General features: G+C 74.5%; 25 protein-coding genes. 7 read left to right on the top strand and 18 right to left on the bottom strand.

All coding sequences use genetic code 11. The annotated features are described in order from the left end of the window. The 6 genes from ACSTA4_RS10870 to ACSTA4_RS10845 form a co-directional block, all read right to left on the bottom strand. Positions 1-384: a VOC family protein gene (locus tag ACSTA4_RS10870; protein ID WP_444963417.1), complete on the bottom strand. Its 384-nt coding sequence runs from the start codon at positions 382-384 to the stop codon at positions 1-3. 9 nt (positions 385-393) lie between these two features. Further along, positions 394-783 carry a VOC family protein gene (locus ACSTA4_RS10865; protein WP_130397329.1) on the bottom strand — a complete coding sequence of 130 codons (390 nt, stop codon included), beginning with the start codon at positions 781-783 and terminating at the stop codon, positions 394-396. 254 nt (positions 784-1,037) lie between these two features. Next, the gene (locus ACSTA4_RS10860) at positions 1,038-2,657 is read right to left on the bottom strand and encodes an MFS transporter (RefSeq protein ID WP_444963416.1); all 1,620 of its coding nucleotides are present in this window, start codon (positions 2,655-2,657) and stop codon (positions 1,038-1,040) included. 250 nt (positions 2,658-2,907) lie between these two features. After that, positions 2,908-3,759, bottom strand: coding sequence for an ABC transporter permease (locus ACSTA4_RS10855; protein ID WP_444964142.1), 852 nt, complete (start codon positions 3,757-3,759; stop codon positions 2,908-2,910). A gap of 47 nt (positions 3,760-3,806) precedes the next feature. Further along, positions 3,807-4,820 carry an ATP-binding cassette domain-containing protein gene (locus ACSTA4_RS10850; protein ID WP_444963415.1) on the bottom strand — a complete coding sequence of 338 codons (1,014 nt, stop codon included), beginning with the start codon at positions 4,818-4,820 and terminating at the stop codon, positions 3,807-3,809. Next, positions 4,817-5,659, bottom strand: coding sequence for an alpha/beta hydrolase (locus tag ACSTA4_RS10845; RefSeq protein ID WP_444963414.1), 843 nt, complete (start codon positions 5,657-5,659; stop codon positions 4,817-4,819). The genes ACSTA4_RS10850 and ACSTA4_RS10845 overlap by 4 nt, the downstream gene beginning before the upstream one ends. Positions 5,660-5,986: 327 nt before the next feature. Here ACSTA4_RS10845 and ACSTA4_RS10840 point away from each other — a divergent pair, with 327 nt between their 5' ends. Then, positions 5,987-7,036 carry an NAD(P)-dependent alcohol dehydrogenase gene (locus tag ACSTA4_RS10840; RefSeq protein ID WP_444963413.1) on the top strand — a complete coding sequence of 350 codons (1,050 nt, stop codon included), beginning with the start codon at positions 5,987-5,989 and terminating at the stop codon, positions 7,034-7,036. A gap of 226 nt (positions 7,037-7,262) precedes the next feature. Here ACSTA4_RS10840 and ACSTA4_RS10835 read toward each other — a convergent pair whose 3' ends face one another. The 5 genes from ACSTA4_RS10835 to ACSTA4_RS10815 are packed head-to-tail and all read right to left on the bottom strand — an operon-like array spanning position 7,263 to position 12,886. Continuing rightward, entirely contained in the window at positions 7,263-8,066 is an 804-nt protein-coding gene (locus tag ACSTA4_RS10835; RefSeq protein ID WP_444963412.1) for a DUF1295 domain-containing protein, read from the bottom strand. Further along, entirely contained in the window at positions 8,066-9,328 is a 1,263-nt protein-coding gene (locus ACSTA4_RS10830) for a class I SAM-dependent methyltransferase (protein WP_444963411.1), read from the bottom strand. The genes ACSTA4_RS10835 and ACSTA4_RS10830 overlap by 1 nt, the downstream gene beginning before the upstream one ends. Continuing rightward, positions 9,325-10,575, bottom strand: a complete 1,251-nt coding sequence (locus ACSTA4_RS10825) for a class I SAM-dependent methyltransferase (protein WP_444963410.1) — start codon at positions 10,573-10,575, stop codon at positions 9,325-9,327. The genes ACSTA4_RS10830 and ACSTA4_RS10825 overlap by 4 nt, the downstream gene beginning before the upstream one ends. Continuing rightward, the gene (locus tag ACSTA4_RS10820; protein ID WP_444963409.1) at positions 10,572-11,603 is read right to left on the bottom strand and encodes a DUF1365 domain-containing protein; all 1,032 of its coding nucleotides are present in this window, start codon (positions 11,601-11,603) and stop codon (positions 10,572-10,574) included. Before ACSTA4_RS10820 ends, ACSTA4_RS10825 begins: the two co-directional genes overlap by 4 nt. Then, positions 11,600-12,886: an NAD(P)/FAD-dependent oxidoreductase gene (locus tag ACSTA4_RS10815; RefSeq protein ID WP_444963408.1), complete on the bottom strand. Its 1,287-nt coding sequence runs from the start codon at positions 12,884-12,886 to the stop codon at positions 11,600-11,602. Before ACSTA4_RS10815 ends, ACSTA4_RS10820 begins: the two co-directional genes overlap by 4 nt. Positions 12,887-13,186: 300 nt before the next feature. Between ACSTA4_RS10815 and ACSTA4_RS10810 the strand changes: the two genes are divergently transcribed. Next, on the top strand, positions 13,187-14,656 hold the full coding sequence (locus ACSTA4_RS10810) for a phosphatase PAP2 family protein (RefSeq protein ID WP_444964141.1): 1,470 nt from the start codon (positions 13,187-13,189) through the stop codon (positions 14,654-14,656). 27 nt (positions 14,657-14,683) lie between these two features. Here the strand turns inward: ACSTA4_RS10810 and ACSTA4_RS10805 are convergent, their stop codons facing one another. The 3 genes from ACSTA4_RS10805 to ACSTA4_RS10795 all read right to left on the bottom strand — a co-directional run bounded on the left by ACSTA4_RS10805 (position 14,684) and on the right by ACSTA4_RS10795 (position 17,168). Further along, on the bottom strand, positions 14,684-15,136 hold the full coding sequence (locus tag ACSTA4_RS10805; RefSeq protein WP_416029221.1) for a hypothetical protein: 453 nt from the start codon (positions 15,134-15,136) through the stop codon (positions 14,684-14,686). A 166-nt stretch (positions 15,137-15,302) separates the two neighbouring features. Next, complete coding sequence (locus ACSTA4_RS10800; protein ID WP_444963407.1) at positions 15,303-16,292, bottom strand: phosphotransferase; 990 nt, start codon at positions 16,290-16,292, stop codon at positions 15,303-15,305. A gap of 150 nt (positions 16,293-16,442) precedes the next feature. Continuing rightward, on the bottom strand, positions 16,443-17,168 hold the full coding sequence (locus tag ACSTA4_RS10795; protein WP_444963406.1) for a maleylpyruvate isomerase family mycothiol-dependent enzyme: 726 nt from the start codon (positions 17,166-17,168) through the stop codon (positions 16,443-16,445). Between the two features lie 238 nt (positions 17,169-17,406). Between ACSTA4_RS10795 and ACSTA4_RS10790 the strand changes: the two genes are divergently transcribed. The 4 genes from ACSTA4_RS10790 (at position 17,407) to ACSTA4_RS10775 (ending at position 21,104) form a co-directional block, all read left to right on the top strand. After that, positions 17,407-18,339: an MBL fold metallo-hydrolase gene (locus ACSTA4_RS10790; protein ID WP_444963405.1), complete on the top strand. Its 933-nt coding sequence runs from the start codon at positions 17,407-17,409 to the stop codon at positions 18,337-18,339. Between the two features lie 158 nt (positions 18,340-18,497). Next, entirely contained in the window at positions 18,498-19,109 is a 612-nt protein-coding gene (locus ACSTA4_RS10785; RefSeq protein ID WP_274977280.1) for a hypothetical protein, read from the top strand. Further along, the gene (locus ACSTA4_RS10780) at positions 19,106-20,254 is read left to right on the top strand and encodes a PrsW family intramembrane metalloprotease (RefSeq protein WP_444963404.1); all 1,149 of its coding nucleotides are present in this window, start codon (positions 19,106-19,108) and stop codon (positions 20,252-20,254) included. The genes ACSTA4_RS10785 and ACSTA4_RS10780 overlap by 4 nt, the downstream gene beginning before the upstream one ends. A 160-nt stretch (positions 20,255-20,414) precedes the next feature. Continuing rightward, positions 20,415-21,104, top strand: a complete 690-nt coding sequence (locus ACSTA4_RS10775; RefSeq protein ID WP_444963403.1) for a TetR/AcrR family transcriptional regulator — start codon at positions 20,415-20,417, stop codon at positions 21,102-21,104. Positions 21,105-21,185: 81 nt separating this feature from the next. Here ACSTA4_RS10775 and ACSTA4_RS10770 read toward each other — a convergent pair whose 3' ends face one another. Genes ACSTA4_RS10770 through folP form a run of 3 tightly spaced genes read right to left on the bottom strand, consistent with a single transcriptional unit; the run spans position 21,186 to position 23,540 of the window. Beyond that, complete coding sequence (locus tag ACSTA4_RS10770; protein WP_444963402.1) at positions 21,186-21,959, bottom strand: pyrimidine reductase family protein; 774 nt, start codon at positions 21,957-21,959, stop codon at positions 21,186-21,188. Then, positions 21,941-22,666 carry a hypothetical protein gene (locus ACSTA4_RS10765; RefSeq protein WP_444963401.1) on the bottom strand — a complete coding sequence of 242 codons (726 nt, stop codon included), beginning with the start codon at positions 22,664-22,666 and terminating at the stop codon, positions 21,941-21,943. The genes ACSTA4_RS10770 and ACSTA4_RS10765 overlap by 19 nt, the downstream gene beginning before the upstream one ends. A gap of 13 nt (positions 22,667-22,679) precedes the next feature. Continuing rightward, positions 22,680-23,540: a dihydropteroate synthase gene (gene folP, locus ACSTA4_RS10760; RefSeq protein ID WP_416029240.1), complete on the bottom strand. Its 861-nt coding sequence runs from the start codon at positions 23,538-23,540 to the stop codon at positions 22,680-22,682. A 438-nt stretch (positions 23,541-23,978) separates the two neighbouring features. On the opposite strand from folP, the gene ACSTA4_RS10755 reads away from it, so the two are divergent. After that, entirely contained in the window at positions 23,979-24,815 is an 837-nt protein-coding gene (locus tag ACSTA4_RS10755; RefSeq protein ID WP_444963400.1) for a TetR/AcrR family transcriptional regulator, read from the top strand. Positions 24,816-24,873: 58 nt separating this feature from the next. Here the strand turns inward: ACSTA4_RS10755 and ACSTA4_RS10750 are convergent, their stop codons facing one another. After that, positions 24,874-26,106, bottom strand: a complete 1,233-nt coding sequence (locus tag ACSTA4_RS10750) for an RNA-guided endonuclease InsQ/TnpB family protein (RefSeq protein ID WP_444963399.1) — start codon at positions 26,104-26,106, stop codon at positions 24,874-24,876. Positions 26,107-26,170: the final 64 nt, after the last annotated feature.

Genomic DNA, 26,170 nt, shown 5'->3' with positions numbered 1-26,170 from the left:
TTACGCCTCCTGTATGACAGAACACACGTTCCCGAACGGGTCGGCGAACCACGCCACCGTCGGGACGCCCCGCGAGATCCCCTTGCCGTCCTGGTCGAAGCCCTCGTAGCGGAGCATCCCGACGCCGCGGCGGGCGAACTCGTCCACGACGGCGTCGATGTCGTCCACGGGGAGGTTGAGCACGGTGAAGCCCGCGGGCTCGTGGTCGGGCTTGGGGTATACGAGAACCGCCCGCCCCTCCCCCAGGTCGATGCTGAGCAGGCCGTGCTCCTCCATGCCCTCCACGGGCCCGACCGTGAGCCCGAGGGTGGTTCCGTAGAACTCCCTGGCCCGGTCGGGGTCGCGGACGGCGAAGGAGCCGAAGGCCCTGGTGGTGTCGAACACGGTCCTCTCCTAACTCTCGCGCGCCATGGCGGCGCGGTGCTCGTCGCTGAGCTGGATGATCTGGACGTGGTTGCCGTCGGGGTCGACGGCGGTGCCGAACAGGCTGCCGTCGCGGTCCTCCAGCGGCGCCAGCCATCCGGTGCCCCGCGCGTCCACGCGGGCGGCGACGGCGCGGGCGTCGTCCACGTCGACGTTGAGGATCATGCGGGTCGGGTCGCCGGCCTTGGGCGCGACGTCGTCACGGCGGTCGATCAGCAGGTGGAAGGTGCCCAGGCGCAGGACGCGGTAGCCGTCCATGTCGATGTCGTCCTGGGGTGAGAGGACATCGGCGTACCAGTCGTGCAGGCGGTCGGGGTCGGTGGTGGCGAGGAGCATGCCGTCGAGGTTGGGGCGTTCCATGGTGTCCTCCGGGTGGTGTGGTGTCCGGGTCCGCGTCATCGGGTGCGGGCCCCAGTGCCGGTCGGCACCGCCGGTCCCGGGCCCGCCGGGTCCGGGGCCCCTGCCGGGGGCCTCCGGTCCCGGGCGGTCCCCGGTCCGGTGCCCTGTGCCGCTCACCCGTACCGACTCGCCGGCGTGCGCGGACTCATCGGCCTTCGGCGGTTCTCATGCCACCGTTTTCCGGGCGGGGTCCGCCGCCACCGGTTCCCCTCCCGTCAGCCGCCCGCCGGTCCGGGCGCCGGGGCGCTCTCGGCCCCGGCCTCGGGCGTGTCCGCGGCGCCCTCCCCCTCGGCGTCCACCGGTGCCTCCGCCGGTTCGCGCTCCGGCGGTGTCCCCGACGGCGCGGGGCGCAGCAGGACCACGGCGGCCACCCCGAACACGGCCATGGCCAGGCAGCCGATCACCCCGACCAGGTTGATGCCGGAGGTGAAGGCCTCGCGCGCCGGGCCGAGCAGGCTCTCGGCCGGGCCCGCGGGCAGCTCCGCGGCCACGGCCACGGCGGCGGGCAGGGTCTGGCCCGCCTCCTCTGGCAGGCCCTCGGGAACGCTGACCTCGGCGCGGTAGACCGCCGAGGCCAGGCTGCCCAGCAGGGCCACGCCCATGGCGACGCCGAACTCCCCGCTGGTCTCGGACATCGACGCGGCGGCCCCGGCCCTCTCCCGGGGCGCGGAGCCCACCACGATGTCGGTGACTAGTGCGGCGCCGGGCCCCAGTCCCACCGAGGCCAGCAGCAGCCCGGCGACCACGAGCGCCGTTCCGCCCTCGACGGGGACCAGGAACAGCAGGGCGAACCCCGACGCGGTCACCAGCATGCCGCCGCCGATGACGTTGGCCCGGCCCACGCGCGCGGCCAGCGGTCCTCCGGCCATGGTGGCGGCGATCATCGCCAGCGCCGGGGGCACCTGCCACATCCCCGCGACCAGCGAGGAGTGCCCGGCGACCATCTGGAGGTACTGGCTGATCAGCAGGAACGTGCCGCCCATGGTGACCGCTCCCGCCATCATCACGCCCAGCGCGACCCCGAAGGAGGGCTGGCGGAACAGGGTGAGGTCCAGCAGCGGGTCGGGCAGGCGCAGTTGGCGGCGGGAGAACACCGCGCCCATGACCAGCCCGAAGGCGAGGGAGGCGAGCGGCCCGAGGAGCGGCCCGCCCTCGGCGACGGCCTTGAGGCCGTAGACGACCGGCAGGATGGCGGCCAGGGACAGGGCGACGCTGACCAGGTCCAGCCGACCGGGTTCGGGCGCGCGGTGCTCGGGGAGCAGCAGGGGGGCGCACACCAGGAGCAGCAGCATGACGGGGACGCCGAGCAGGAACACCGACCCCCACCAGAACCACTCCAGGAGGAGTCCGCCCACGACCGGGCCGATGGCGGTGCCGCCCATGAAGCAGCTCGTCCACACCGAGATGGCCACCGCGCGCTGGCGCGGGTCGGTGAACATGTTGCTGATCAGGGCCAGGGTGGAGGGCATGAGGGTGGCTCCGGCCACGCCCATGAGGGCGCGGGTGGCGATGAGCGCGGCGGAGCTGGGCGCGAAGGCCGCGGCCACGGAGGCCAGGCCGAAGACGGCGGCGCCGATCATGAGCAGGCGCCTGCGGCCGATGCGGTCGCCGAGGGTGCCCATGGTGATGAGGAACCCGGCGATCATGAAGCCGTAGACGTCCATGATCCACAGCAGCTGGCTGCCGGAGGGCCGCAGGTCGGCGGCCAGGTGGGGCAGCGCCAGGTAGAGCACGCTCATGTCGAGAGAGAGCAGCAGGGTGGGCAGGGCCAGCACCCCGAGCCCGAGCCACTCGCGCCCTCCCGCGCGTGCGGGGGTCGGCTTCGCGCCGTTCATCGTGGTCTTCCTCGTCCGTTGGATCCGCACGGTGCGGTTCGTTCGTGTGTACGGACTCCGAAGGCGGCGGGAAATCATCGGCCCGGACCGGAGAAGCGGAGATGTTCCGGGCGGCGCCGTGGCGCGGGGCGGTGGAAGGGACCGCCCCTCGGCCCGTTCGGGCCCCGTCCCGGTCACCGGAGCGGTCGGCGCCGGACACGCCGGTGGGGCCGGGCCCCGCGCATCGCGGGAATCGGCCCCGTCCGGTGCCTCAGCGGCTCAGCCTCCGGAAGCGCCGCAGCGCCAGCGGCACGAAGACCATCATCAGCACCAGCGGCCACACCACCGCCATGAGCAGCGCGTTCTGCGCGATCCAGGAGTCGTTGGCCGCCACCGGGTTGCCGAACAGGTCGCGGGCCGCGATCACCGTCGCCGACAGCGGGTTCCACTCGGCCACCGGCACCAGCCAGTCCGGCATGGTGTCGGTGGGCACGAAGGTGTCCGCGACCATGGCCAGCGGGAAGACCAGCGAGAAGAACTTCATCGCCGCCTCCGGACTGCGCACCACCAGTCCCAGGTAGATGCCGATCCAGGTGAAGGCCAGGCGCAGCAGCAACAGCAGCCCCAGGGCCGCCAGCGCGGAGAGCGGGCCCTCGTGCCACCGCCAGCCGACCAGCAGCCCCATTCCGGCCAGCACCGCCAGGTCCACCACCGCGGAGAGCACGTCGGCCAGGCTGCGCCCGGCCAGTAGCGAGGCGGGGGCCATCGGCAGCGTGCGGAACCGGTCCACCACGCCGCGTCCGGCGTCGGTGACCACCGCGATCGTGGTGTTGCCGATCCCGAAGGCCATGGTCAGCGCGAACAGCCCCGGCATCAGGAACTCGCGGTACTCCTCGCCGGGAGCGTCCATGACCGCGCCCATGGCCTCGCCGAAGACGAAGCCGAACAGCAGCACGGCCAGGACGGGGACCATCAGCGTGCCGACGAGTTCGTCGGGCTTGTAGACCAGGTGCAGCAGGTAGCGGCGCGCCACCACCCAGGTGTCGGCCACCGCCCAGCGTGCCCGCGCCAGGGGTCCGGGCTCCTCCGGAACCGGACGTCGCGCCTCGGTCACGGACGCCATGACGCCTCCCTCCTCCGGGGCCGACGGCCCCGCCTCGGTCACGGACATCATGACCCCTCCCCGCGCGTGCCCTGACGGCCGGTCAGCCCCAGGAAGACGTCGTCCAGGGTCGGTCGGCGCAGGGCGATGTCCTCCACGTCCAGCCCGGCCTCGTCCAGGGCGCGCACCGCCTTGGCCAGTCCCGCGCCCCGGCCGTTGAAGGGCACCGACACCCGCAGGGCGTCGGCGTCCACCTCGGGCAGGGCCCCGGCCACGCGGCCCAGGACCTCCGCGACCGGCGGGAGCGCGTCGGCGTCGGCGACCACGGCCTCCACCCGGCCGCCCCCGACCCGGGACTTGAGCTCCTCGGGGGCGCCCTCGGCGATGATCCTTCCGGCGTCGACCACCGAGATCCGGTCGGCCAGGCGGTCGGCCTCCTCCAGGTACTGGGTGGTCAGCAGCACGGTCGTGCCGCCCTCGGCCAGGTCGCGTACAGCCCGCCAGACCTCGGCGCGGCTGCGCGGGTCCAGGCCCGTGGTGGGCTCGTCCAGGAACAGCACGGCGGGGTCGGGGATCAGGCTCGCGGCCAGGTCCAGGCGGCGGCGCATGCCGCCCGAGTACTCGCGCACCGGGCGGTGGGCGGCGTCGGTGAGGCCGAACCGCTCCAGGAGTTCGGCGGCCCGCGCCCGCGCCGCCCGCGCGCGCAGGTGGTGCAGGCGGGCGAACATCTCCAGGTTGCGCCGCCCGCTGAGGACCTCGTCGAGGGCCGCGTACTGTCCGGCGAAGCCGATGCGCGAGCGCACCCGCGCGCTCTGGCGCGCCACGTCGAACCCGGCGACGCGCACCTGTCCGGAGTCGAAGCGCAGCAGGGTGGACATGACCCGCACGGCGGTGGTCTTGCCCGCGCCGTTGGGCCCCAGCAGCGCGTGCACCGCGCCGGGGGGCACCTCCAGGTCGAAGCCGTCCAGGGCGGCGCGGCCGCGGGCTCCGGGGTAGGCCTTGCGCACGTCGCGGGCCAGGATCACCGGGTCGGCGGTGCGGTGCTCGGTTACACGGTCGTCGACGGCGGGAGCGGGTCTCACGGCGCGGCCTCCTCGACCGGGGCCCCGGCGGCCGGGAGCCAGCCCGGGCGCGTGCGCTGGGCGGGCACGTCCGGCCGGGTGACCTCGGCGTGGCGGCCCAGGCCGATACGGGCGATGTTGCGCACCGACTCGCTGCCCTCGGTGTAGTAGGAGCAGTGGCCGGGGATGGGGCCGGTGGCGAAGGCGGTGGCGCCGAACCCGGGGCGCAGCGGCGAGGGCCCGTGGCCCAGGTCCCGCCAGCGTCCCCGGGGGAAGAAGCGGATCCAGTCCGCGGGGCCCAGCGCCGCCCACAGGTTCCCGGTGAAGCCCAGGTCGGCGACGGAGTTCCCGCCCATGCCGGGGCTGCCCAGGGCCACGCACTCGTCCACGCGCCCGTGCCGCAGGGCCAGCCCGCACACGACGGTGCCGTAGCTGTGCCCCACCAGCGTGATGCGGGCGGTGCGGGGCAGGAAGGCCGTCAGGCGGGCCAGGTCCTCGGCGCCGCGTTCGGCCGGTCCCCGGAAGGCGGCCTCGGCGAAGCCGCGCGGGGTGTCGTAGCCGACCCAGACCACGACGGCGGAGCGCTCCTCGGGGGCGAGGGCCCGCATGGTGCGCAGGACCGTCCCCCCGTTGACCCGGGGCCGGGTGGGGCGGTTGGCGTCGAAGTAGTTGCCCAGGTAGTTGTCGTTGCCCGGGACCAGGACCACGATGTGGTCGGCCGCGGCCACGTCCCCCAGCGCCTCGACGATGCGCCCGTCTCCGGTCTCGTCGTGGGCCAGGAGCCGCAGGCCGTGCCACTCGCGCTCCTCGTAGCGCAGGGGGGTGGGGGGCGAAGCGTGACGTGGGCCCGCCGCGATCATGACTCTCCTGGGGAAGTTCGAGTGCCGACAGGTGGGGGAAACGGACCCTTTTCACGCTAGGTCCGCGGCGGGGTCGGCCTCCATGGCGCTGTCCCCCCGAACCGGGTCTGGCGTTGACCACCCGGTTCGGTAGTGGTGGCACCACTCCCGGCCGTACGGCGCACGGTCAAATTCCGACTAAAGCGACAAATAAGACGAAAGGCTTTCGGGTAGGTGGTGGGCGGACAGCCGTGAACTGGACGGACAGTGTCGAGCGGCCATACGGGCGCCAAGAACGCGGTCGTCGCGCGCCGGTGCCCGCTCTCCGCGAGAGCCTGGGGGTACTCCATGCGAGCAGTGGTCTTCGAGAACTACGAGCGGTTCCCGTCACTCACCGACGTTCCCAAGCCCGAACCGGGACCGGGCGAAGTCCTGCTGCGGGTGGCGGGAGCGGGCGCCTGCCATTCCGACGTCAGCGTGTACCGCCACTTCAAGGAGGGGCAGACCGGGGCCCAGAAACCGCCGTTCGTCCTGGGGCACGAGAACTCCGGATGGGTGGAGGCGCTCGGCGACGGCGTGAGCGAGCGCGTACGGGTCGGCGACGCCTACATGGCCTACGGCCCGATCGGCTGCGGACACTGCCGCATGTGCGTCCGGGGCCAGGACACCTACTGCGAGAACGCGGCGACCATGCCCTACCTGGCGGTGGGCCTGGGGCGCGACGGCGGCATGGCCGAGTACGTGACCGTGCCCGCCCACCACCTGGTTCCGCTGGGCGACGCCGACCCGGTGGAGGCCGCGCCGCTGTCGGACGCGGGTCTGACCCCGTACCACGCGATCAAGGAGGCGCTGCCGCACCTGGAGGGCGGCGGTCGGCACGCCCTGGTGATCGGCCTGGGCGGGCTGGGGCAGATCGGCGTGCAGATCCTCAGGGCGCTGACCGGCGCGACGGTGATCGCCACCGACGTCAAGGCCGAGCCGCGGGCCTGGGCCGAGCGCAACGGCGCGGTCACCGTGGGGGCGGGCGCGCACCAGGTCGAGGAGATCCGCGAGATCACCGGCGGCCGGGGCGTGGACGCGGCCTTCGACTTCGTGGGCGTGACCCCCACGATCGCGACCGCGGCGGCGTCGATGGCCCGGGGCGGGCGGCTGACCGTGGTCGGGATCGCGGGCGGCACGCACGAGTTCTCGTTCTTCACCAACCCCTACGAGTCCTACATCACCAACACCTACTGGGGGACGGTGGGAGAGCTGTGGGAGGTGGTGGACATGTACAAGGCGGGGCAGATCCGTCCGGAGGTCGAGAGGTTCGGTCTGGAGGACGCCCTGGAGGCCTACCGGAGGCTGGAGGCCGGGGAGGTCTTCGGCCGCGCCGTGGTCGTGCCGCACCAGAGCTGACCGCCCCGGGCGCCTCCGCGCGGGCGGCGGGCCAGCGCGACGCGCACCGGGGCCGACCGCTCAGGGCGTTCGCGCGACCGGCGGGCCTCCGGGTGGCGCGCCGGGGCCGACCGCGAAGGCGCGATGGAAGCGGCGGGCCGCCGGGGCGCCGTGCCCGTGTGCGGACCGCCCCGGGGCCCTCCCCCTTCCGCGAGGGCCCCGGGACGGGAACCCGTGCCCGGGGTCCTCAGCCCCTGCCGGGCGGCATCGGCACGAACGCACTGGTGCGCCGGGCGTACTCCGCCCAGCCGGGCCGACCGGACATGTGCTCGTCCAGCAGCCGCTGGCCCGACCCCCGGGTCAGCAGGCAGGTCATCACCACGGGCGCGGGCAGGGTGAGCAGCACCCACCACGACCCCGACAGCGCGACCAGGAACAGCCCCCACCACACGCAGGCGTCGCCGAAGTAGTTGGGGTGGCGGGTCCACGCCCACAGGCCGCGGTCCATGATCCGCCCGCTGTTGGCGGGGTCGCGCTTGAACCGGGCCAGCTGGGCGTCGCCCACCGTCTCGAACACGAACCCCAGCAGCCACACGGCCGCACCGGCGACGGCGAGCCACACCTGCGGGGAGCCGAGCAGGGGCGCACCGGCGTGCACCGCCACCTGGACCGGCATGGCGACCAGCCACACCAGGAACCCCTGGAGCAGGTAGACCACGCGCAGGGCGTAGGCGTTCCGGTTCCCGGGCGCCCCGGCCAGCAGGCGCTCGTAGCGGGGGTCCTCGCCCTTGCCCCGGGAGCGCAGCCCGATGTGCACGGCCAGGCGCAGCCCCCACACGGCGGTGAGCCCGGCCAGCAGCCAGGCGCGGGCGGGGTCGCCCGAGGCGGTCAGGGCGCCGACCGCCGCCACGGCGGTGAACCCGAGCCCCCAGGCCGCGTCCACCACGCTGTGCCTGCCCAGGCGCAGCGCCAGGGCGAAGGTCGCGAGCATGAGCGCCAGCACGGCCAGGGCGGACAGCCCCAGGGTGAGGGCGAGCGCGGAGGCGTCCATCAGCGGCTCCCGGCGCGGTCCGGGCGCACGGCCGTGATCTGGTCCACGCCCATGCGCCCCTCCTCGAAGGCGAGCGCGCCCCCGGCCAGGTAGAGCCGCCACACGCGGGCGGTCTCGGGTCCGGCCAGGGCCACCAGCTCGTCGAAGCGGCTCTCCAGCACCTCCAGCCAGGCGCGGGCGGTGCGCACGTAGTGCTCGCGCATGGCCCGCACGCCGCGCACCTCCAGTCCGGCGTCCTCCAGCAGCCCGACCGTCTCGCCCAGGGGGCGCATGTGCATGTCGGGGGCGATGTAGCGCTCGATGAAGGGACCGCCTCCGGGCTGGGCGCCGCGCCGCGACATCTGCTGGACCAGCAGGCGCCCGCCGGGGCGCAGCCGGTCGTACAGGCGGCGGGCGAAGGGCGCGTACTCGTCGTGGCCCACGTGCTCTCCCATCTCGATGGAGGCCACGGCGTCGAAGCCGTCGTCGGTGACGTCGCGGTAGTGCTGGAGGCGCACCTCGACCAGGTCGGACAGGCCCTCCTCGCGGACGCGGGCCGCGACGTGGTCGCGCTGGCGCGCGGAGAGGGTGACGGCGGTGACGCGCGCGCCGTGGTGGCGGGCGGCGTGCAGGGTGAGCGATCCCCAGCCGCACCCCACGTCGAGCAGGCGGTCGCCCTCGTCCAGGCGCAGTTCGCGGCAGATCAGGTCGAGCTTGTCGCGCTGGGCGTCGGCGAGGGTGTAGCCGGGGTCGTCGCTGGTCCAGTAGGCGCACGAGTAGGCCATGGACTCGTCCAGGAGCAGCTCGTACAGGTCGTTCCCGGCGTCGTAGTGGTGGGAGACGGCCGCGGCGTCGCGCTCGCTGGAGTGGAGGCGTCCGCGCAGGCGCGCCTCGGCCGTCGGGACGGGCGGCGGGGTGCCCACCACGCCCAGGGCCAGGAGGGTGCGGGCCGCGCGGGCCCACTCGGCGGGGCCGGGCAGCGAGGTGCCGTTCTCGCGCACGCTCGCCCACACCCGGCTCAGGGCGTCGGTGAGGTCGCCCTCCACGTCCAGCGATCCGGTGACGTAGGCGCGGGCCAGGCCCAGCTCGCCGGGGCGGGCCAGGATGTGGCGCAGGGCGTCGCGGTCGCGCATCACCGCCAGCGGGGCGTCGGCGGGACCGGCCTCGCTGCCGTCCCAGGCGCGCAGCCGGACGGGGAGCACGCCGTTGAACAGCCCGGCGGCCAGGGGCGCGAGGAAGTGGGCGGCCCCGCGGGGCGGGGCGGGGGTCGCGGTGGTGCTCATCGGGCCTTCTCCATGGTGATCTGCTCGACGTCGATGATTCCGGACAGGAAACCGGCCTCGCAGTAGGCGAGGTAGAAGGACCACATGCGGCGGAAGGTGGCGTCGAAGCCGAGGGCCTCCACCTGTTCGGCGGCGCCGGTGAAGTCCTCGCGCCACACGCGCAGGGTGTCGGCGTAGTCGCGGCCGAAGGAGAGGCGGTCGGTGACGCGCAGGGAGGTGCCCGCCCGCAGCTGCTCCTCGACGGCGGTGACCGAGGGGATGAGTCCGCCGGGGAAGACGTACTTGTGCATCCAGGTGTAGGAGCCGCGCGAGGCGCGCATCAGGGCGTGCTCCATGGTGATGCTCTGGAGGCCCACGCGTCCGCCGGGGCGCACGAGCCGGTCCAGGGCGGCGAAGTAGGCGGGCCAGTAGCGTTCGCCGACGGCCTCGATCATCTCCACGCTGACCACGGCGTCGTAGGTTCCGGTGACGTCGCGGTAGTCGCACAGGCGGACGTCGACCAGGTCGCAGAGCCCGGCGGCGGCGACGCGTTCGACGGCCAGGTCGCGCTGCTCGGCGGAGAGGGTGACGGTGGTGACGCGGGCGCCGCGGCGGGCGGCGCGCACGGCCAGCTCGCCCCAGCCGGTGCCGATCTCCAGCAGCTCGACGCCCTCGGCCACGCCCGCGGCGTCCAGGAGGCGGTCGATCTTGCGCTCCTGGGCGCGGGGCAGGGTGTCGCGGTCGCGGGCCTCGCCGTCCTCGAACAGCGCGGAGGAGTAGGTCATCGTCCGGTCGAGGAAGAGGCCGAACAGGTCGTTGGACAGGTCGTAGTGGTGGCTGATGTGGCGTCTGGACCCGGCGCGGGTGTTGCGGTCCGAGGCGGGCCTGCGGGGCAGGGTGACGTGGCGCAGGGGCTGGAGGGGGCGCGGCACGAGGTTCTCGTAGTCCGCGGCCAGGCGGGTGAGCAGGGCGACGATGTCGGGCGAGTCCCACTCCCCGGCCATGTAGGACTCGCCGAAGCCGATGAGGCCGCCCGCGGCCAGACGGCGGTGGAAGGCGTCGGGGTCGCGCAACTCCAGGGTGGGCGCGCCGTCGTCGGCGGCGGGCGCGGCGGAGCCGGTTCGCACGCGCACGCCCGAACGCGCGGTGGCGTGGCGGACGATGGCGCGGGCGACGGCCGCGCGCAGGCGTCCGCCGGGCACCCGGGCCACGTCGGGCCAGCGCCGTGCGTCCAGGGGCGGATGGGTGTGGGGGCTGGTCGTGGTCATGGCCGTGTCCTGGTCTTCCGTTCGGTCGCTGGTGTGTGCGTGTGCCCGCGCGGCTGGACGGGGAGCCCGCGCAGGTAGAGGCCGATGCCCTGGCGCCGGATGCGCAGCGCGTCGACCAGCGGCGCGAGGGGGTGGCGCAGCGCCCTGCGCAGCAGGGACGCGGTGGTGGCGGGGCGTCGGAGGCCGTGCACCGAGGCGGTGAGGGGCGGGCGCCCGTCGCGGTGCAGGGCGACGGTGAGCGCGAGGCGTTCACCGGGCTCGGGGAGGCTGAGGCGGTAGCGGCCGTCCACCGCGTTGAACGGGGAGACGTACATGGCCTTGTCCGCCTCGGCCCGGCCGCGGCCGTCCACGTCCAGGACGTAGCGGTGGCGCTGGCCGTAGGTGTTGTGGACCTCGGCGACGACGCGGCTGAGGCGGCCGTCGCGGTGGTGGCACCAGTAGACGGTCAGGGGGTTGAACACGTGGCCCAGGACGCGGGCGTGGGCGAGCATGAGCACCCGGCCGCCGTCGAGGTCCACGCCGTGCTCGGCCAGGAGGGCGTCGATGTCGGCGCGCAGTTCGCGCGCCCAGCCGTCGGCGCGGTCGCGGCGCGCGGTGCGGGCGCGAGTGCCGGTCGGGGCTTCGGTGTCAGCTGAGGTGCAGGTGCCGGTCGGGGCACCGGCTTCAGCGGAGGCCCGGGTGTCCGCCGAGGCATGAGCGTCAGCCAGGACTCCGGTGTCAGCAGAGGCGCGGGTGCTGGTCGGGGCTCCAGTGTCAGCAGAAGCGCAGGCGACTGTCGGAACGCGGGTGTCGGCCGGGGCCCCGGCTTCGGCGGAGGCGCGGGTGACGGCCGGTGAGCGGTCGCCGTCCACCGCGTGGTCCTTCGCGCGGAACCCGGCCAGGGCGCGCAGCGGCCAGCGCAGGCGCGGCGGGTCGTCCAGGTCCACCAGCCAGTAGTAGGTGCCGTAGGCGAAGGCGTTGCGGACGGGTTCGGAGCGGACGTGGCGGACGGTGGCCTCGTACAGCGCGGGCGCCGGGGAGGGCGTCACCAGTGCACCCCCAGGCTCGCGGCGGCCCGGACGCCCGAGCGGCACCCGTCCTCGTGGAAGCCCCAACCGTGGTGGGCCCCGGCGAAGGCGACGGCCCGGTCGCTGAGTTCGGGCAGCCGCCGCTGCGCGGCCAGGGAGGCGGGGGTGTAGACGGGGTGCGCGTAGTCCATGGCGGCCACGACCCGGTCGGGGTCGACCTCGTCGGCTCCGTTGAGGGTGACCACGTACTGCTCGTCGGCGTCCAGGCGCTGGAGGCGGTTCATGTGGTAGCTCACGCGCACGGGCTCGGTGTCGGGCTCGCAGGAGGCCAGGCGGTGGTTCCAGCTGGCCCAGACGTCGCGGTCGGCGGGCAGGACGGAGGCGTCGGTGTGCAGCAGGGTGCGGTTGCGCGAGTAGCCGAAGGCGCCGAGGACCTCGCGCTCGGCGTCGGTGGGGTCGGCGAGCAGGGCGAGGGCCTGGTCGGCGTGGGTGGCCACGACCGCGGCGTCGAAGTCCAGGGCCTCTCCCCCGGCGCGCAGGCGCACCCCCTGGGCCGTGCGGGCCAGCGAGGTGACCGGGGTGCCGGTGCGCACCGCGTGCAGGTTCTTGGCGACGCGCTCGACGTAGGTGTGCGAGCCGCCGGTGACGGTGCGCCAGCGGGGCGAGCCCCACACGCTGAGCATGCCGTGGTTGGCCAGGAAGGAGAACAGGTAGCGGGCGGGGTAGTCGGTGGCGGTGCCGGGCGGGCAGGACCACACCGCCGACACCAGCGGGAGCAGGAAGTGCGCGACCGTGTAGGGCGTGAACCGGTGGTGGCGGATGAAGGCGCCGAGGGTGGGCTCGGCCGCGCCGGGGGGCGGGGTCGCGGCGAGCAGGCGCCGGGCGGCCCGGTGGAAGCGGGGGATCTCGGTGAGCATGCGCAGGTAGGCGGGGCTGCGCCGGGACCGGTTGGGGAGCATGGCCCGCATGCCGCGCGCGCCCGCGTACTCCAGGCCGCAGCCCCGGCAGCTGACCGACATGCTCATCTCGGTGGGCTGGGTGTGCACGCCGAGTTCGTCGAACAGGCGCAGCAGGTGGGGGTAGGTGCGCCTGTTGTGCACGATGAAGCCGCTGTCGACCCCCAGCTCGCCGCCCGGTCCGCCGTCGATCCGGTGGGTGTGGGCGTGTCCGCCCAGGCGGTCGTCGGCCTCGAACAGGGTGACGTCGTCGTCCCGGTGCAGGACGTGCGCCGCCGTCAGTCCGGAGACGCCGGAGCCGATGACCGCGACCCTGCGCCGACGGAGGGTGTGCTGCCCTGTACCCAATGCGTCCTCTTCACTTCCGGGGGTTGTGTGGCGGAGGTGATTCGGTACCGGGAACCAGGCGGATTGGTCCGCAAAATCACGAAAAGGTCTCGAAAGAGAGGAGGTGAGGACCGGGGTCCGAGCGCCCCGGCGTCGACCGTGACCCGCGTGCACCGGGCCCGGCCGCCCAGGCGAACCGGCGACCGCGTCCGGCCAAAACCAACATCGTGTGTGATGTCATCAACACACTGAAGCTTCTCCTGCGGGCGCGCCCTTATGGACATCTGACGGCGCTTTGCCCAATCTGGGGCAATGAGCCTTATGAGTCGACTCCAACGGGCTGACAAGAAGGTCTACGACCACGTAACGGGGTTGGGGCCCCCGTCCCTGGACGCCTACACCCCCAAGTTCGTGCAGGCGACGGACAACATGGCGCCGTGGTTCCTGATGTCGGCCACCCTCGCCGCCACCGGCGGCCCCAGGCTGCGGCGCACCGCCCTGCGCGCGATCCTGGCCGCGGGCACCGCCAACCTGGTCTCGGCGGGGATCAAGCAGCTCTCGGGGCGCACCCGCCCGGACAACTCGGCCGTCCCGACCGCGCGCAGCCCCTACCGCTCCTACCCCAGCACCTCCTTCCCCTCCGGGCACACCGCCGCGGCCGCGGCCTACGCGGCCGGGGTCATGACCGACGCGCCCAAGCCGCTGGCCGGGCTGGTCGCCCTCCTGGCGGGCGGGGTGGCGTTCTCACGCGTGCACAGCGGCGTCCACTACCCCGGCGACGTGCTCGCCGGGGTGGCCATCGGGTGCGGCGCGGCCCTGCTCGCCGGGACGGTGGTGCCGCCCCGACCCGAACTGGTCTTCGGCGCGCGCACCGTCGCCGACGGGGAGACCGACGTGGACCGCGAGGGCTCCGGGGTGACGGTGGTCGTCAACCCGCGCTCTGCCTCGGGCACGATGCCCGGGCTGACCGCGGCCGACGTCACGAGCAGGGTGGCGCGGGCGCTGCCCAAGGCGCGGATCATCCCGCTGTCCGCCGACGACGACGTGGTCGGGGTCATGGACCAGGCCGCGCGCACCAGCGACGTGCTCGCGGTGGCGGGCGGCGACGGCACCGTCAACGCCGGGGCGCAGGCGGCGCTGGACCACGACCGCCCGCTGCTGGTGCTGCCGGACGGCACCCTCAACAACTTCGCCCGCACGCTCGGGCTGTCCTCGGTGGACATCGCGCTGCGGGCCTTCGACGACGGACGGCTGGCCCGGGTGGACGTGGGCGAGGTGGACGGCCGGATCTTCCTCAACACGTCCTCCTTCGGCTCCTACCCGCGCATGGTGGACCGGCGCGACAAGTGGGCCGAGCGGATCGGCAAGTGGCCCGCGTTCGCGCTGGCCCTGTGGCAGGACCTGCGGGAGGTGAGCCCGATCTCCGCGGTGGTGGACGGCGAGCCCACCAAGGTGTGGTGGGCGTTCGTGGGCAACTGCCAGTACCGCACGCACGGCCGGGTGCCCGCGCTGCGCGAGCAGCTGGACGACGGGCGGCTGGACGTGCGGGTGCTCACCGCGCGGGCGCCCTTCCCGAGGCTGCGTGCCGTCGCGGACGTGCTGCTGGGCAAGTTCGCGCACGGCGAGGGCTACTCCGAGCGGCTGACCACGGGGCTGACGCTGACCATCCCGGGCGAGCCCAGGCTGCTGGCCGTGGACGGCGAGGTCGTGGAGGGCTCGCGCACGGTGGTCTTCACCAAGCGGCACGCGGCCCTGCGGGTGTTCGTGCCCGCTGTCGAGACCAACCGGTGAAACCCGGAAGCGGCGTCGGCCCGACCGTCAGCGGCGGCACCGCCGGGAGCCGCGGGAGGGCTCCCGACCGGTGTCACCGCCCAGCAGGAGGCTGAGCCCCGCCCCCAGCAGCCACGCGTCCTTGGACAGGGGCAGCCCCTGTTCGGTCGGGCGCAGGCTCTGGGGGCGCCGCATGCCCGGGGTGCGCAGGTACAGGCCGAGCAGACCGGCGGCGAACGCGGTCAGGCCCGCGCCCGCGACGCGGCTCGGCACGACGGGGATCAGCAGGGCGGCGCCCAGGGCGATCTCACCGGCCGACAGCAGCCGGGCGAAGGTGACCGGGTCCACGTCCTTGAGGAAGGGGTAGGTCCCCGCCGCCATCCCGTGCAGGCCCTGCGCGGCCTCCTCGTCGGCGCCGCGCTTCTCCAGCCCGGAGTTGAGGACGAACGCCCCCGTGATGACGCGCAGCGGCAGGTCGCGGGTGCTCAGGGGCAGGTTCATGTCGCTCCAACAGCTGGTCGGGTCCGTGGCGTGCCCGGTCGGCCGGTTCCGGCCCGGCCGCACCGGCAACAGGTCTTTTCCGGTCGCCAAGAGTCAGGGAGATGTTACCGACCGATAACCGCGTGGGCGGGCCGCGACCCGCCGGGCCGCCCGGATCCGGGCGGTGTCAGCGGGTGCCGGACCGCTCCCCCGCGCCGAGGCGTTCGACGATGCGGACCAGGTCCCGCCAGGCCTGGGAGGTGTCGGGGCCGCCCTCGTGGGGCGCGCGGAACCAGTCGACGAACTCGACCACGTCGCGCAGGTCCCAGCGCAGCCGGTACAGGTCCATCAGGGCGCGGTCGGGCTCGTGCCCACTGGCCCGGGCGTAGCGGTCCAGTTCGGCGGGGTCGTCGGTGACCAGCCACAGGTCGCGTTCGGGGGCGGCCAGGCCGACGGTGTCCCAGTCGACCAGCAGCGGGCGGTCGCCGTGCCACAGCAGGTTGCCGGGGTGGGGTTCGCCGTGGGTGAGGACCGCCGGCGCGCCCTCCAGGGCGGCCGCGCCCCGGTCGGACTCGGCCAGGCGCTCGCGCAGCACCGGGGCGTGCTCGGCGAGCAGGTCGGCGGTGGGCGCGGCGTGGGGGCCCGCGTCGCCGACCGCGGCGGGGCGGTCCAGCAGCGCGGCGAGCCGGTCCTGGCCGGGGAGGCGGGTCTCGACGGCGGGCGCGTCGCCCGGTGCGCTGCGGTGCAGCTGGGCGAGGGTGTCCAGGAGCCGGGCCCGCCGGTCGGCGGCCAGCCCCTGGCCGAAGTCGCCGGACTCGCCCTCCACGCGGGGGAAGACGCTGAGCGCGTACCCGTCGCCGACCGGGACGACGGTGTCCCCGCCCGGGGTGCGCAGGGGCGCGACGACGAACCCGAGCCCCTCGTCGTCGTGCAGCCGGGCGGCGGTGTCCATGGCCCGGGTGAGGCGCCGCCGCACGGCGGCCGGGTCCGGGCCGAGGAAGGACTTGTGGGCGAGGTCGGCCACGGTGGTGAACCAGCGGCGGCCCGCGGTGTCGGTGACGCTCCAGTGGTGGTCGCCGAAGCCCAGGGGGACGTGGTCGATCGCGGTCGCGTGGATGCCCCACGCCGCCAGCGCGTCGTGCAGGCGTGGTTCCAGGTTCGTCAGCCGTTCGCGCATGCGGCGAAACTACCAGCCGGTCCGCGCCGCGGCCGGGAACCTCCTCCCCGGGGACCCCCGTTTCGGGGGCGCCTCCCGGGGCGCGGACCGGGGAGGGATGAGCGGACCGCCGCGTTTCCGCCCGGGCGCGGCGCCCTCGGACCGCTCGGCCTACTCGGTTCCGGCGGCGGCGAGGAGGGTCGCGAGGGCGTCCCCGTCCCCGTAGACCCGCACCCGGGAGGTGTCGGTGCGCCCCCACAGAAGGAGCAGCAGGTCGGAGGCTGTGCCCTCGACCGTGGTCGTCGCACCGTGCTCAGCGACGGGCCGCGTCCGCCAGGTTCCCGCCGAGGGGTCCACCGTCCAGGCCCGCCCGGAGTCGGCGGCCCGCAGGCACACCACCGCCTCGAAGCCCTCGGGCGGTCCGTCGCCCAGGGCCAGCATGAACGCCAGGAACTCGTCCACCCCGTCGGCGGCCAGGTCCGCGGGCAGCTCGGGTGCCCGTCCCACGGCGTTGCGGGCGTCCCAGGCGTGCACGAGGGTCTCCTGGGCCATGCGCCGCTGGATGAACCCGGCGTTCTTCTGCGCGGCCCACGTCCACCGCTCGGCGGAGGGGTCCACCCCGGACAGGGCCCGGGCCGTCTCCTCCAGGCCGTCGCGGTACCAGCCCAGGAGGTCGTCGTCGGCGGGCCGGTCGGGCTCGGTGTAGTCCTGCGGGCCGCTGATGTCGCCCACGGTGATCGCGAGCCAGAAGCGGTGGACCTCGCCGGTGTGCCACACCAGGTCGGCGACGTTCCACTCCGGGCAGCTGGGGACGGGGCGGTCCAGGTCGCCCTCGGCCGCGTCGGCGAGGGCGGCGCCGTTCTCGCGGAGGGCGGAGATGTAGTGGGAGGTGTCCATGGCCCGCGACGCTACACGAGCCCCTGGAGGCCCGTACATGCTTTCGGGGGTTCCCCGAGGAGGCGGGCGGGCCCGGTTCCGACGAAGCTCCGGAGGGGTGGCGGAGGTGCCGGGTCAGGGCACCAGGCCGTACACGGTGGTGCCCTCGTCCCGGTCGTAGGCGGTGACGACCCCGGGGACGCTGTACCCTCTTCCTTCTTTCTTTCCCTGGAGTCAGCAAGCGCGAGGGAGGTCCCCCATGGACCGGACCGGGCCGGAGGCGGCGAGCCTGACCGAGGTCGTGGACGGCGTGTACGCCTGGGTGCAGCCGGACGGCACCTGGTGGGTCAACAACGCGGGAGCCGTCGCCGGGGACGACGGGCTCCTGGTGGTGGACACCTGCGCGTCCGAGGCCCGCACCCGGGCGTTCCTCAGCGCCCTGGCGCGCGCCACCGGCGGCGCGCCCGTCCGGTGGGCGGTCAACACGCACCACCACGGCGACCACGCGTACGGCAACAGCCTGCTGCCCGGGTCCGCCGTGCTCATCGGACATGCCACCATGCGCGAGGCGCTCGCGCGCGACCCGATCATGGACGCCTGCCCGCCGTTCTGGTCTCCCCCGCCGGACTGGGGGGACGTCACCCGGCGCCTGCCGTCGATCGTGTTCGACCGGGAGCTGACCGTCCACGTCGGCGGGCGGCGCGTGGAGCTGCGCCACCCCGGCCACACGGCGCACACCCCCGGCGACGTGGTGGCCTGGCTGCCCGAGGAGCGGGTGCTGTTCACCGGCGACCTGGTCTTCCACGGGCTGACCCCGCTGGTGTTCATGGGTTCGCTGGAGGGCGCGCTGCGCTCGCTGGAGTGGCTGCACGCGTTCGGCCCCGATCACGTGGTCCCAGGGCACGGCCCGCTGCTGGGCGCCGCCGACCTGGACGCGGTCCTGGGCGACCACGAGCGCTACTACAGGTTCGTGCTGGAGACCGCCAGGGACGGGGTCGCCCGGGGGCTCACCCCGCTGGAGAACGCCAGGGCCTGCGACCTGGGCGGGTTCCGCGACTGGGACGACGCCGAGCGCATCGTGCTCAACCTGCACCGCGCCCACGCCGACCTCACCGGCACCGACATGGACCTGGTGGCGGCACTGTCCGACGCCGTCGAGTGGAACGGGGGCCTGATGCCCACCGGCCTCTGAGCGCTCCCGGCCGGTCACCGCGCCCCCGCACCGATCCCTCGGATTGGTGAAATCACCGTAAACGTGTGCCAAGTCGACGTCGCTCCACCAACGCACGCACCCCCGGATGTTTCGCTTGCCGTGACAGGGCATCACCGTGGGCGACGAGGGGGAACGCCATGGCGGAGGCGACCGGGGAGGACGCGCGCGCACGGCGGCGCGGCCCCCGCAGCAACTGGGTGCCACTGGGCGTGGCCGCGGCGGCGATCGCGCTGCTGGTGGTGGCCTGGCCGCTGGTCAACGCGCTCCTGCCCGGCTCGGAGTCCGTCCCCTCCGGCGAACCGGTGCCCGTGGGGTCCGCGGGCGGCTACCGGGCCTCCCTCACCTTCCCCCAGGAGGGCTGGCACCTCAACACCGGCTCCAGCCAGGCCGGGCAGATCTACCGCTTCACCCGGGGGCCCGTGGAGCTGACGCTCAGTTCGGTCACCCCCGTGACCTCGCCGCCGCCCAGTCTGGAGGAACTGTGGGCGGGCCTGCGGCGTATCGTGCGCGCCGGTGAGGCGACGGCGAGGCTGGGCGACCCCGAGGCCATCTCCACCCGGGGCGGCGTCGAGGGGCTCGCCGGGGCCCTGGAGAGCCGGGAGGGGGACGGCTCCGCGGTGGTCTACCCCTCCCCCGACGGACAGCTGGCCGTGGAGATGACCCTGGCCGGGCGCGAGGCCACCCCGGCCGACCTCAGCGCGGTCGCCGACGTCGTGCGCTCGGTCTCCTTCACCCGGGAGGGCTCGTGAACCCCGAACCCGAGAACCGTCCGGCCGCGACCGACCGGGGCTCCGTGCCCTCGCCGCGCCGCGCCCGTCAGGAGGACTCCGAGCCCCGGCACGCGTGGAAACGGCCGACCGGGGGCGGGCACGCCCGCGGGCAGCGGCTGCCCGCGCTGGCCGCGCTCGTCCTGATCGGGGTTCTGTGCGCGGTGGGCCTGGGCTACCTGGCGGTGCGGTTCACCGGGCTGGTGCGCGTCTTCTTCTCCGAGGCGGCGCTGGCGGTGTTCCTGGGGCTGGTGACCCTGGCCTTCGGGTTCTGGGTGCTGCGCCGCATCCGTCCGGTGCGCGACCCCGCCCTGGACGCCTCCGTGGCCGCGGTGGCCTGGGGTCTGACCGCCGCGACGGCGGGCGGGGTCGTGGCCAACGCGGGCCTGGGCTCGATCTGGTCCAAGAGCCTGGGGCTGCCCTTCTCCGAGGTCTGGGGGGCGGCCATGACCGCGCCGCTCAACGAGGAGGTGCTCAAGCTCGCCGGGATCGTGCTGGTGGCGGTGGCCTTCCCCGCCGCGGTGCGCGGCCCGGTGGACGGGTTCGTGATCGGGTCACTGGTGGGTCTGGGCTTCGAGGTGACGGAGAACTTCGTCTACTCGATGAACGCGATCGTCCAGTCGGGCGGCACCGGCGGGCTGGTGCCGGTGGTGCAGACGACCGTGGTGCGGCTGGTCCTGACCGGGCTGGGCTCGCACTGGGCGATGTCGGCGGTCGCGGGCACCGCCGTGGGCCTGCTGGCGGCGGTGGCGTGGCGGCCCGGCAGGCGCAGGGCCGTGGCCGCCGTCCTGCTGGTGGTCCTGGCGATGGCGCTGCACTGGCTGCTGGACTCGCCGCTGTTCGGCGGGTTCGGCGGCGTCGTGTTCAAGGTCGCGGTGGTCTTCCTGACCACGATGGCCGTGTACTTCACCGTCCGGCACGCCTACCGGCGCCGGGTGCGCGCGACGCTGGCCTCCGAGGGCGGGGCGCTGGGCATGCGGCGGTCGGCGGCGGTGGCCCTGGCCGACCGGCGCGGCCGCGTCGGGGAGCTGCGCCACGTGGCCGAACCGGAGCGGCCCGCCGTGGAGAGGCGCCAGGAGCAGATGCTGGCGATCGCCGAGGACCGGGCGGTGCGCCGGACGCCGTGACCGGCGGGCACGGGCCGACCGGACGGGGCGGATCCGACAGCGGGCCGACCGGATGTCGGGCGGGCCGTGGAGCACGCGGACGGCGGCGGTCCCGCCGCGAACGCCCGCGCGGACGGCACCGCGGATTTTCATCGGCCGTTACCTGGGCATAACGTGCCCCATGGGTGAGCGAGCACGGAGGGGCACGGGAACGACACCGCCGAGGACCGGGCGGGGGCGCACACGCGACCCCAGCCTCACGCCGCGGGCGATGGCGGCGGCGCTGGCCGAGTACGGCAGGGCGGGTTGGGCCGCGTTCACCCTGGACGCGGTGGCCCGCCGGGCGGGGGTGGGCAAGGCCGCCCTGTACCGGCGCTGGCCGACCAAGGAACGCCTGCTCGCCGACGCCATCGAGCAGCACACCCGGCCGCCCGCCGCGGCCGACACCGGCAGCCTGCGCGGCGACACCCGCGCGCTGGCCTCCGCCCTGCTCGGCCACTTCCTGGCCCCGTCGGGCTGGGTCACCCTGCGCGTGGCCGTGGACGCCACCACGGGGATGGAGACCTTCGTGGGCCTCCAGGAACGGCTGGTGCGCGTGCACCGCGACGGGATGGCGGACATGGTGCGCAGGGCCGTCGAACGCGGCGAACTGGCGCCGGGCGCCGACACCGCGCCCTTCAGCGAGGCGCTGTACGGGACGGTCCTGGTGCACGCGCTGACCATGGGCCCCGGCCAGCGCGAACGCGCCCGCGAGCACGTGGACGAGCACGCGTTCCCGCTGGCCGACTTCGTGCTGGCCCCGCTGGTGGACGCGGCCGGAGGCGCTTCCGGGGGCGGGGCGGGGACCACCGGCCGCGGGAAAGGCCGGTGACCGGGCGGCCGCGCCCCGGCCGGCCGACCGCGAGGGAGGCGAGCGCGACGGGCTCCGTCCCGCGCAGGGACCGCCCGTCGGTCAGCCCGGTGGGCGCAGCCAGCGCTGGAGCAGGGTGCCCTCGGACTCGATGAGCACACCGGGCACGAGCGGCGCGTCGGCCGCCGTGCCGACCGCGACGCGCTGCTGGACTCCCCCGGCCATCAGCGGAACGACCGTCAGGCACATCTCGTCCAGCAGACCGGCCGCGGCCACGTCGGCCAGCAGCCGGGGCCCTCCCTCGCACAGGATCCGGGGCAGGCCGCGCCGTGCCAGGGCCCCGACCGCCGCGCGCAGGTCCACGCGCTCGCGCCCGCACACCAGCACCCGGTCCTCGCCCAGGGCGAGGCGGGCCCGGTCCAGGGCCTCGTCCCCGGCCGCCGCACAGGTCACCAGCAGCACTCCGCCGCCGTCCCCGGCCGGCTCGGCCAGCAGCGGCGGAACGCGTCCGCTGCCGCTGACCACGGCGATCTCGGCCCGGTCCGCGCGGCCCTCGGCGACGGCGCGGGCCGCCCGGTCGCCGGTGCGCGGGCCCGTCCTGCGGTAGCCCGCCTCGCGCGCGGTTCCGGCTCCGACCAGGACCACGTCGGCCAGGTCGCGCAGGAGCGTGAACACCACCAGGTCGGCGGGGGTGTTGAGGGCTTCGGTGCGGCCGTCGTTCCCGGCCGCCGCCCCGTCCAGGCTGGCGACCATGTTGGCGCGCAGCCAGGGCCGGTCGGGGTAGGCGTAGAGCCGTTCAAGGGCGGAGGCGTCCAGGGCGTCGCCCGGGGAGGCGGCGCCGGGGGCGGCGTCGTTCATCAGCAGTCGCACGGCCACACCGCCACGAAGTACATGACCCCGAAGGGGTCGTCGGCGTAGAGCACCCGCGGCCGCGCCGGTCCGCCGCCGCGGCCGTCGTCGGCGGCATCGGCAGCGGCGTCGGGGGTGAGCGCGTGCGCCATGACCTGGAGTGCGGCCCGGCCCTGCGCCATCAGCTCGGCGGCCCGGGCCGGGTCCAGCCGGGCGAGTCCCCGCCAGTCGCCCTCGGACAGGCAGCGGCGGACCTCCTCGTCGAAGGCGAAGGCGCGCTCGTCCGGCCGCACGAGGGCCCTGTCGCCGCGCCGGGCGCTGCCGTCGCCCAGCACGAGCAGGCCGATCCGTCCGGTGCGGGCGGCGATCCGCCGCCCCAGCTCCTCCACCTCGGCGGCGGAGGCGTCCCAGGCCACGGTGAGCATCTCCACGCGCCCCCGGTAGCCGACGGTGTCGAGCAGGCGCCGCGCCACGCCCAGGCTGGGCGGCAGCGTCCGCTCCCGGGGCACCCGCTCCCCCGTTCCGCCGAACTCGCGGACCGGCACGAGCGCCTCAGCGTGCTCCGCCGAGACGTCGTGCCCGCCGACGACGACGAGGACGTCCGGTTCGGCCGCGGCCAGGGCCTCCACCGCCGAAGCGCACTCCTTGCGCAGTTCGGCCAGCGGGTCCAGGCCGCCGCCGAGCTCGCGCAGGAGCAGCGGCGGGTGCGGACAGACGGCGGTCGCGACGATCACGCTTTCCCCTCCCTCACACCAGTCCCCGGACGGCCCGCGCGGGGGGACGGACTCCGCGGATGCTGGCGACCATGTCCAGCGTCTGCCGCGTCTGGGCCACCTCGTGCACGCGGTAGACCTGCGCCCCGTGCCAGGCGCACACGGCGGTCGCGGCGAGCGTGCCGGTCAGGCGCTCACCGACGGGCAGGTCCAGGGTCTCGCCGACGAAGTTCTTGTTCGACAGCGACACCAGGACCGGCCGGCCGGTGGCGGTCATCTCGTCCAGGCGCCGGGTCAGCTCCAGCGAGTGCCAGGTGTTCTTGCCGAAGTCGTGCGCGGGGTCGATGATCGCCGACGCCGGGTGCACGCCGAGGGAGACCGCGCGCTCGGCCAGGGCGACCGTGTCCTCGACCGCCGAGCGCACCACGTCCTCGTAGCGCGTGCGGTGCGGCGGGGTGCGCGGGGCCATGCCGCCGGTGTGGGTGCACACCAGGGCGGCGTCGAACTCGGCGGCGACCTCGGCCAGCTCCGGGTCGTACCCGCCCCAGGCGTCGTTGAGCAGGTCGGCGCCCGCCTCGCACACCGCCCGGCCCACGGACGCGCGCCAGGTGTCCACGCTGATCACCAGCTGGGGGAACTCGGCGCGGACGGCGGCCACGAAGTCGACCACGCGGCGCTTCTCCTCGTCGGCGCCGACCGGCTGGCCGTAGCCCGCGGTGACGCCGCCGATGTCCACGATGTCGGCGCCCTCGGCCACGACCCTGCGCACGCGTTCGAAGGCGGGACCGTCGTCCCAGGTGGCACCGCTGTCGTAGAAGGAGTCGGGGGTGCGGTTGACGATCGCCATGACCAGCGTCGTGTCCGCGTCGTACTCCCGACCGCGCAGTCTCAGCACCGGCCGCTCACTTCTCTCTCCCTGTCGGCGTCGGACCGGCCGCTCGACCGGCGGGGCGAGGGCGGCGGTCGCCGGTGTCCGCACCGGCCCCCGCGCACGGGACCTCCCCCAGCGGCCAACACTAGGGCACGTCCACCCGAGGGGGTCCGGCGACGCGTCCTTGCCCGCGCGCGGGGCCCCCGCGCACACCCGGTTCTCCGACGGCGGGTGCGGGCGGTGGCCGTTCACGGCCACGGGCTGGAAGGCCGCGGCCCCGGACCCGCCGCACGGGCACGGGGCCGCACCGCGGCTCGGGGTTCGCGGAGCACACCGGTGGCGCTTCCGGTCGATCCCTCAACCGGGGCCCGCCGGGGACGCGGGTCGGACCGGCTCCTGCGCTCCGAGGACGACGGGGTTCCACCCTTTTCTGACACTCGATTACGTGTTACCTTTGTCGCGATGTCAGAGTTCAACAGTCCCCGGATTCCGGCCGACCTCGTGAGCGCGGCGGTCCGCGCCTCGGAGAACCTCGGAAAGGACGTGGCCGACGTGCCCCTGATCGCCATCGCGGAGGAGGCGGGGATCTCCCGCAGCACCCTCCTGCGCCGCGTGGGGGGTTCGCGCCGGGCCCTGGACGAGGCGGTGCGCGCCTCGGGCGTGGACCCGGGCGGGCAGCGCCCCGTCCGGGAGCGCGCGGTCGAGGCGGCGGGCGGCCTCATCAGTGGACAGGGCCTGGCCGCGGCGACCCTGGAGGCGGTCGCCGCCTCCGCCGGGTGCTCGGTGCACAGCCTCTACGCGACCTTCGGCGGACGGGACGAGCTGCTGCGCGCGGTCTTCGAGCGCTACGGCCCGATCCTGGACCTGGAGGCGGTGCTCAGCGGACCGGCGGGGGACCTGGCCGACCGGGTCCGGACGATCTACCGCCTGATGGGCGACGCCTTCAGCCGCGAACCCCGGGTGCTGCCCGCCATACTCGCCGACGTGTTCGCCCGCCCCGAGGGCCCCACCTCCGACCTGCTCATCCGGCTCTTCCTGCCCCGCATGCTCGCCGGACTGGGCGGGTGGCTGGCCGAGGAGGTGGCCGCGGGCCGCGTCCGCGACCTGCCGGTCCCCCTGCTGGCCCAGCAGATGCTCGCCCCGATCGCCGTGCACTGCATGCTGCGCCCGGCGCTGGACAAGGTGGAGGAGATCGCGTTCCCCCCGATCGAGGACGTCGGCGCGGTGCTGGCCGAGTCCTTCCTGCGCGCCGTCGCGACCGATCCGAACATCGCCGACACGTCACCGGAATCGCCCTGAGTGAGCGGAGTTGCCTTGACTTCCTTCCCTGCCCGAAGGCAGGAGATTCCGGAACCACCTACCGGTGGTTCGAGGCCAACGCCTCGTCACGGGTCGCCCCGTGGCCTTCCTGTTTCGTCGCCGGTCGCCCCGTCCGGGAGGACTCCCGTTGAGATCTCACACCAGCTCCGCAGGCAGATGCCGCCAGCCCGGCGGCCCTGAGGTTGTTCGCCGCGTTCACATCACGGTCATGGGCCACCCCACAGCTGGGGCACGTCCACATCCGTACACGCAGCGGCAACGACGCGTGCACGTACCCGCACCCGGGCGTCGAGCACAACTTGGAAGAGGGGAAGAATCGGTCCACCACGACCAGGTCTCGCCCGTACCAGGTGCACTTGTACTCCAGCATGGTGCGCAGCTCCCGCCAGGCCGCGTCCGAGATCGCCCGGGACAGCCTCCTGTTCTTGACCATGTTGCTCACGGACAGGTCCTCGATCACGACCGCTTGGTTCTCGCGGACGAGTCGAGTAGTGAGTTTGTGCAGGAAGTCGCGCCTGCGGTCGGTGATGCGGGCGTGCACCCGCGCCACATTGCGGCGGGCCCTGTCCCGGTTGGCGCTGCCCTTGGCCTTACGCGACAGCGCCCGCTGCGCCCGAGCCAGCTTCGTCCGGTCGCGCCGCTCGTGGCGGGGGTTGGCCGCCTTCTCCCCCGTGGACAACGCCACCAGCGACGTCACACCCATGTCGACACCGACCGCATCGTTGGCAGCTGGAGTCGACTCGACGGCGTCCTCGCACAGGAGCGAGACGAACCAGCGCCCGGCGGCATCACGCGAGACCGTCACCGTGGACGGCCGTGCCCCTTCGGGCAGGGGGCGCGACCACACGATGTCCAGGGGTTCGCTCATTTTGGCCAGGGTCAGGTGGCCGTCGCGGTAGCGGAACGCGCTCGCGGTGTACTCCGCCGAGGCCCGGGACTTCTTACGCGACTTGAACCGCGGGTACCGCGCACGCTGGTCGAAGAAGTTCCGGAAGACCGTGTGCAGGTGGCGCAGTGTCTGCTGGAGCGGGACGGAAGAGATCTCGGTGAGAAAGGACAGTTCCTCCGTCCTCTTCCACGCGGTGAGCATGGCCGAGGTGTGGGAGTAGCCCACCCGCTCCTGGTGCTGCTGCCAGGCGGTGCTGCGTTCGGCCAAAGCACGGTTGTAGACCAGGCGTATGCACCCGAACGTGCGCGACAGCCCAGCCGCCTGCGCATCGGTGGGGTAGAAGCGGTATTTGAACGCCCGCTTCACGCTCTTCCTGGTCATGGAACACACCGTAGCGACCGCACTGTGGTCGCGTGAGGGAAATCCAACAGAAAGTCACGAGAAG

The sequence above is a fragment of the Nocardiopsis sp. M1B1 genome (assembly GCF_052466615.1).
The sequence above is the reverse complement of the archived record's forward strand: the minus strand, read 5'-3'. Positions and strand labels throughout refer to the sequence as shown.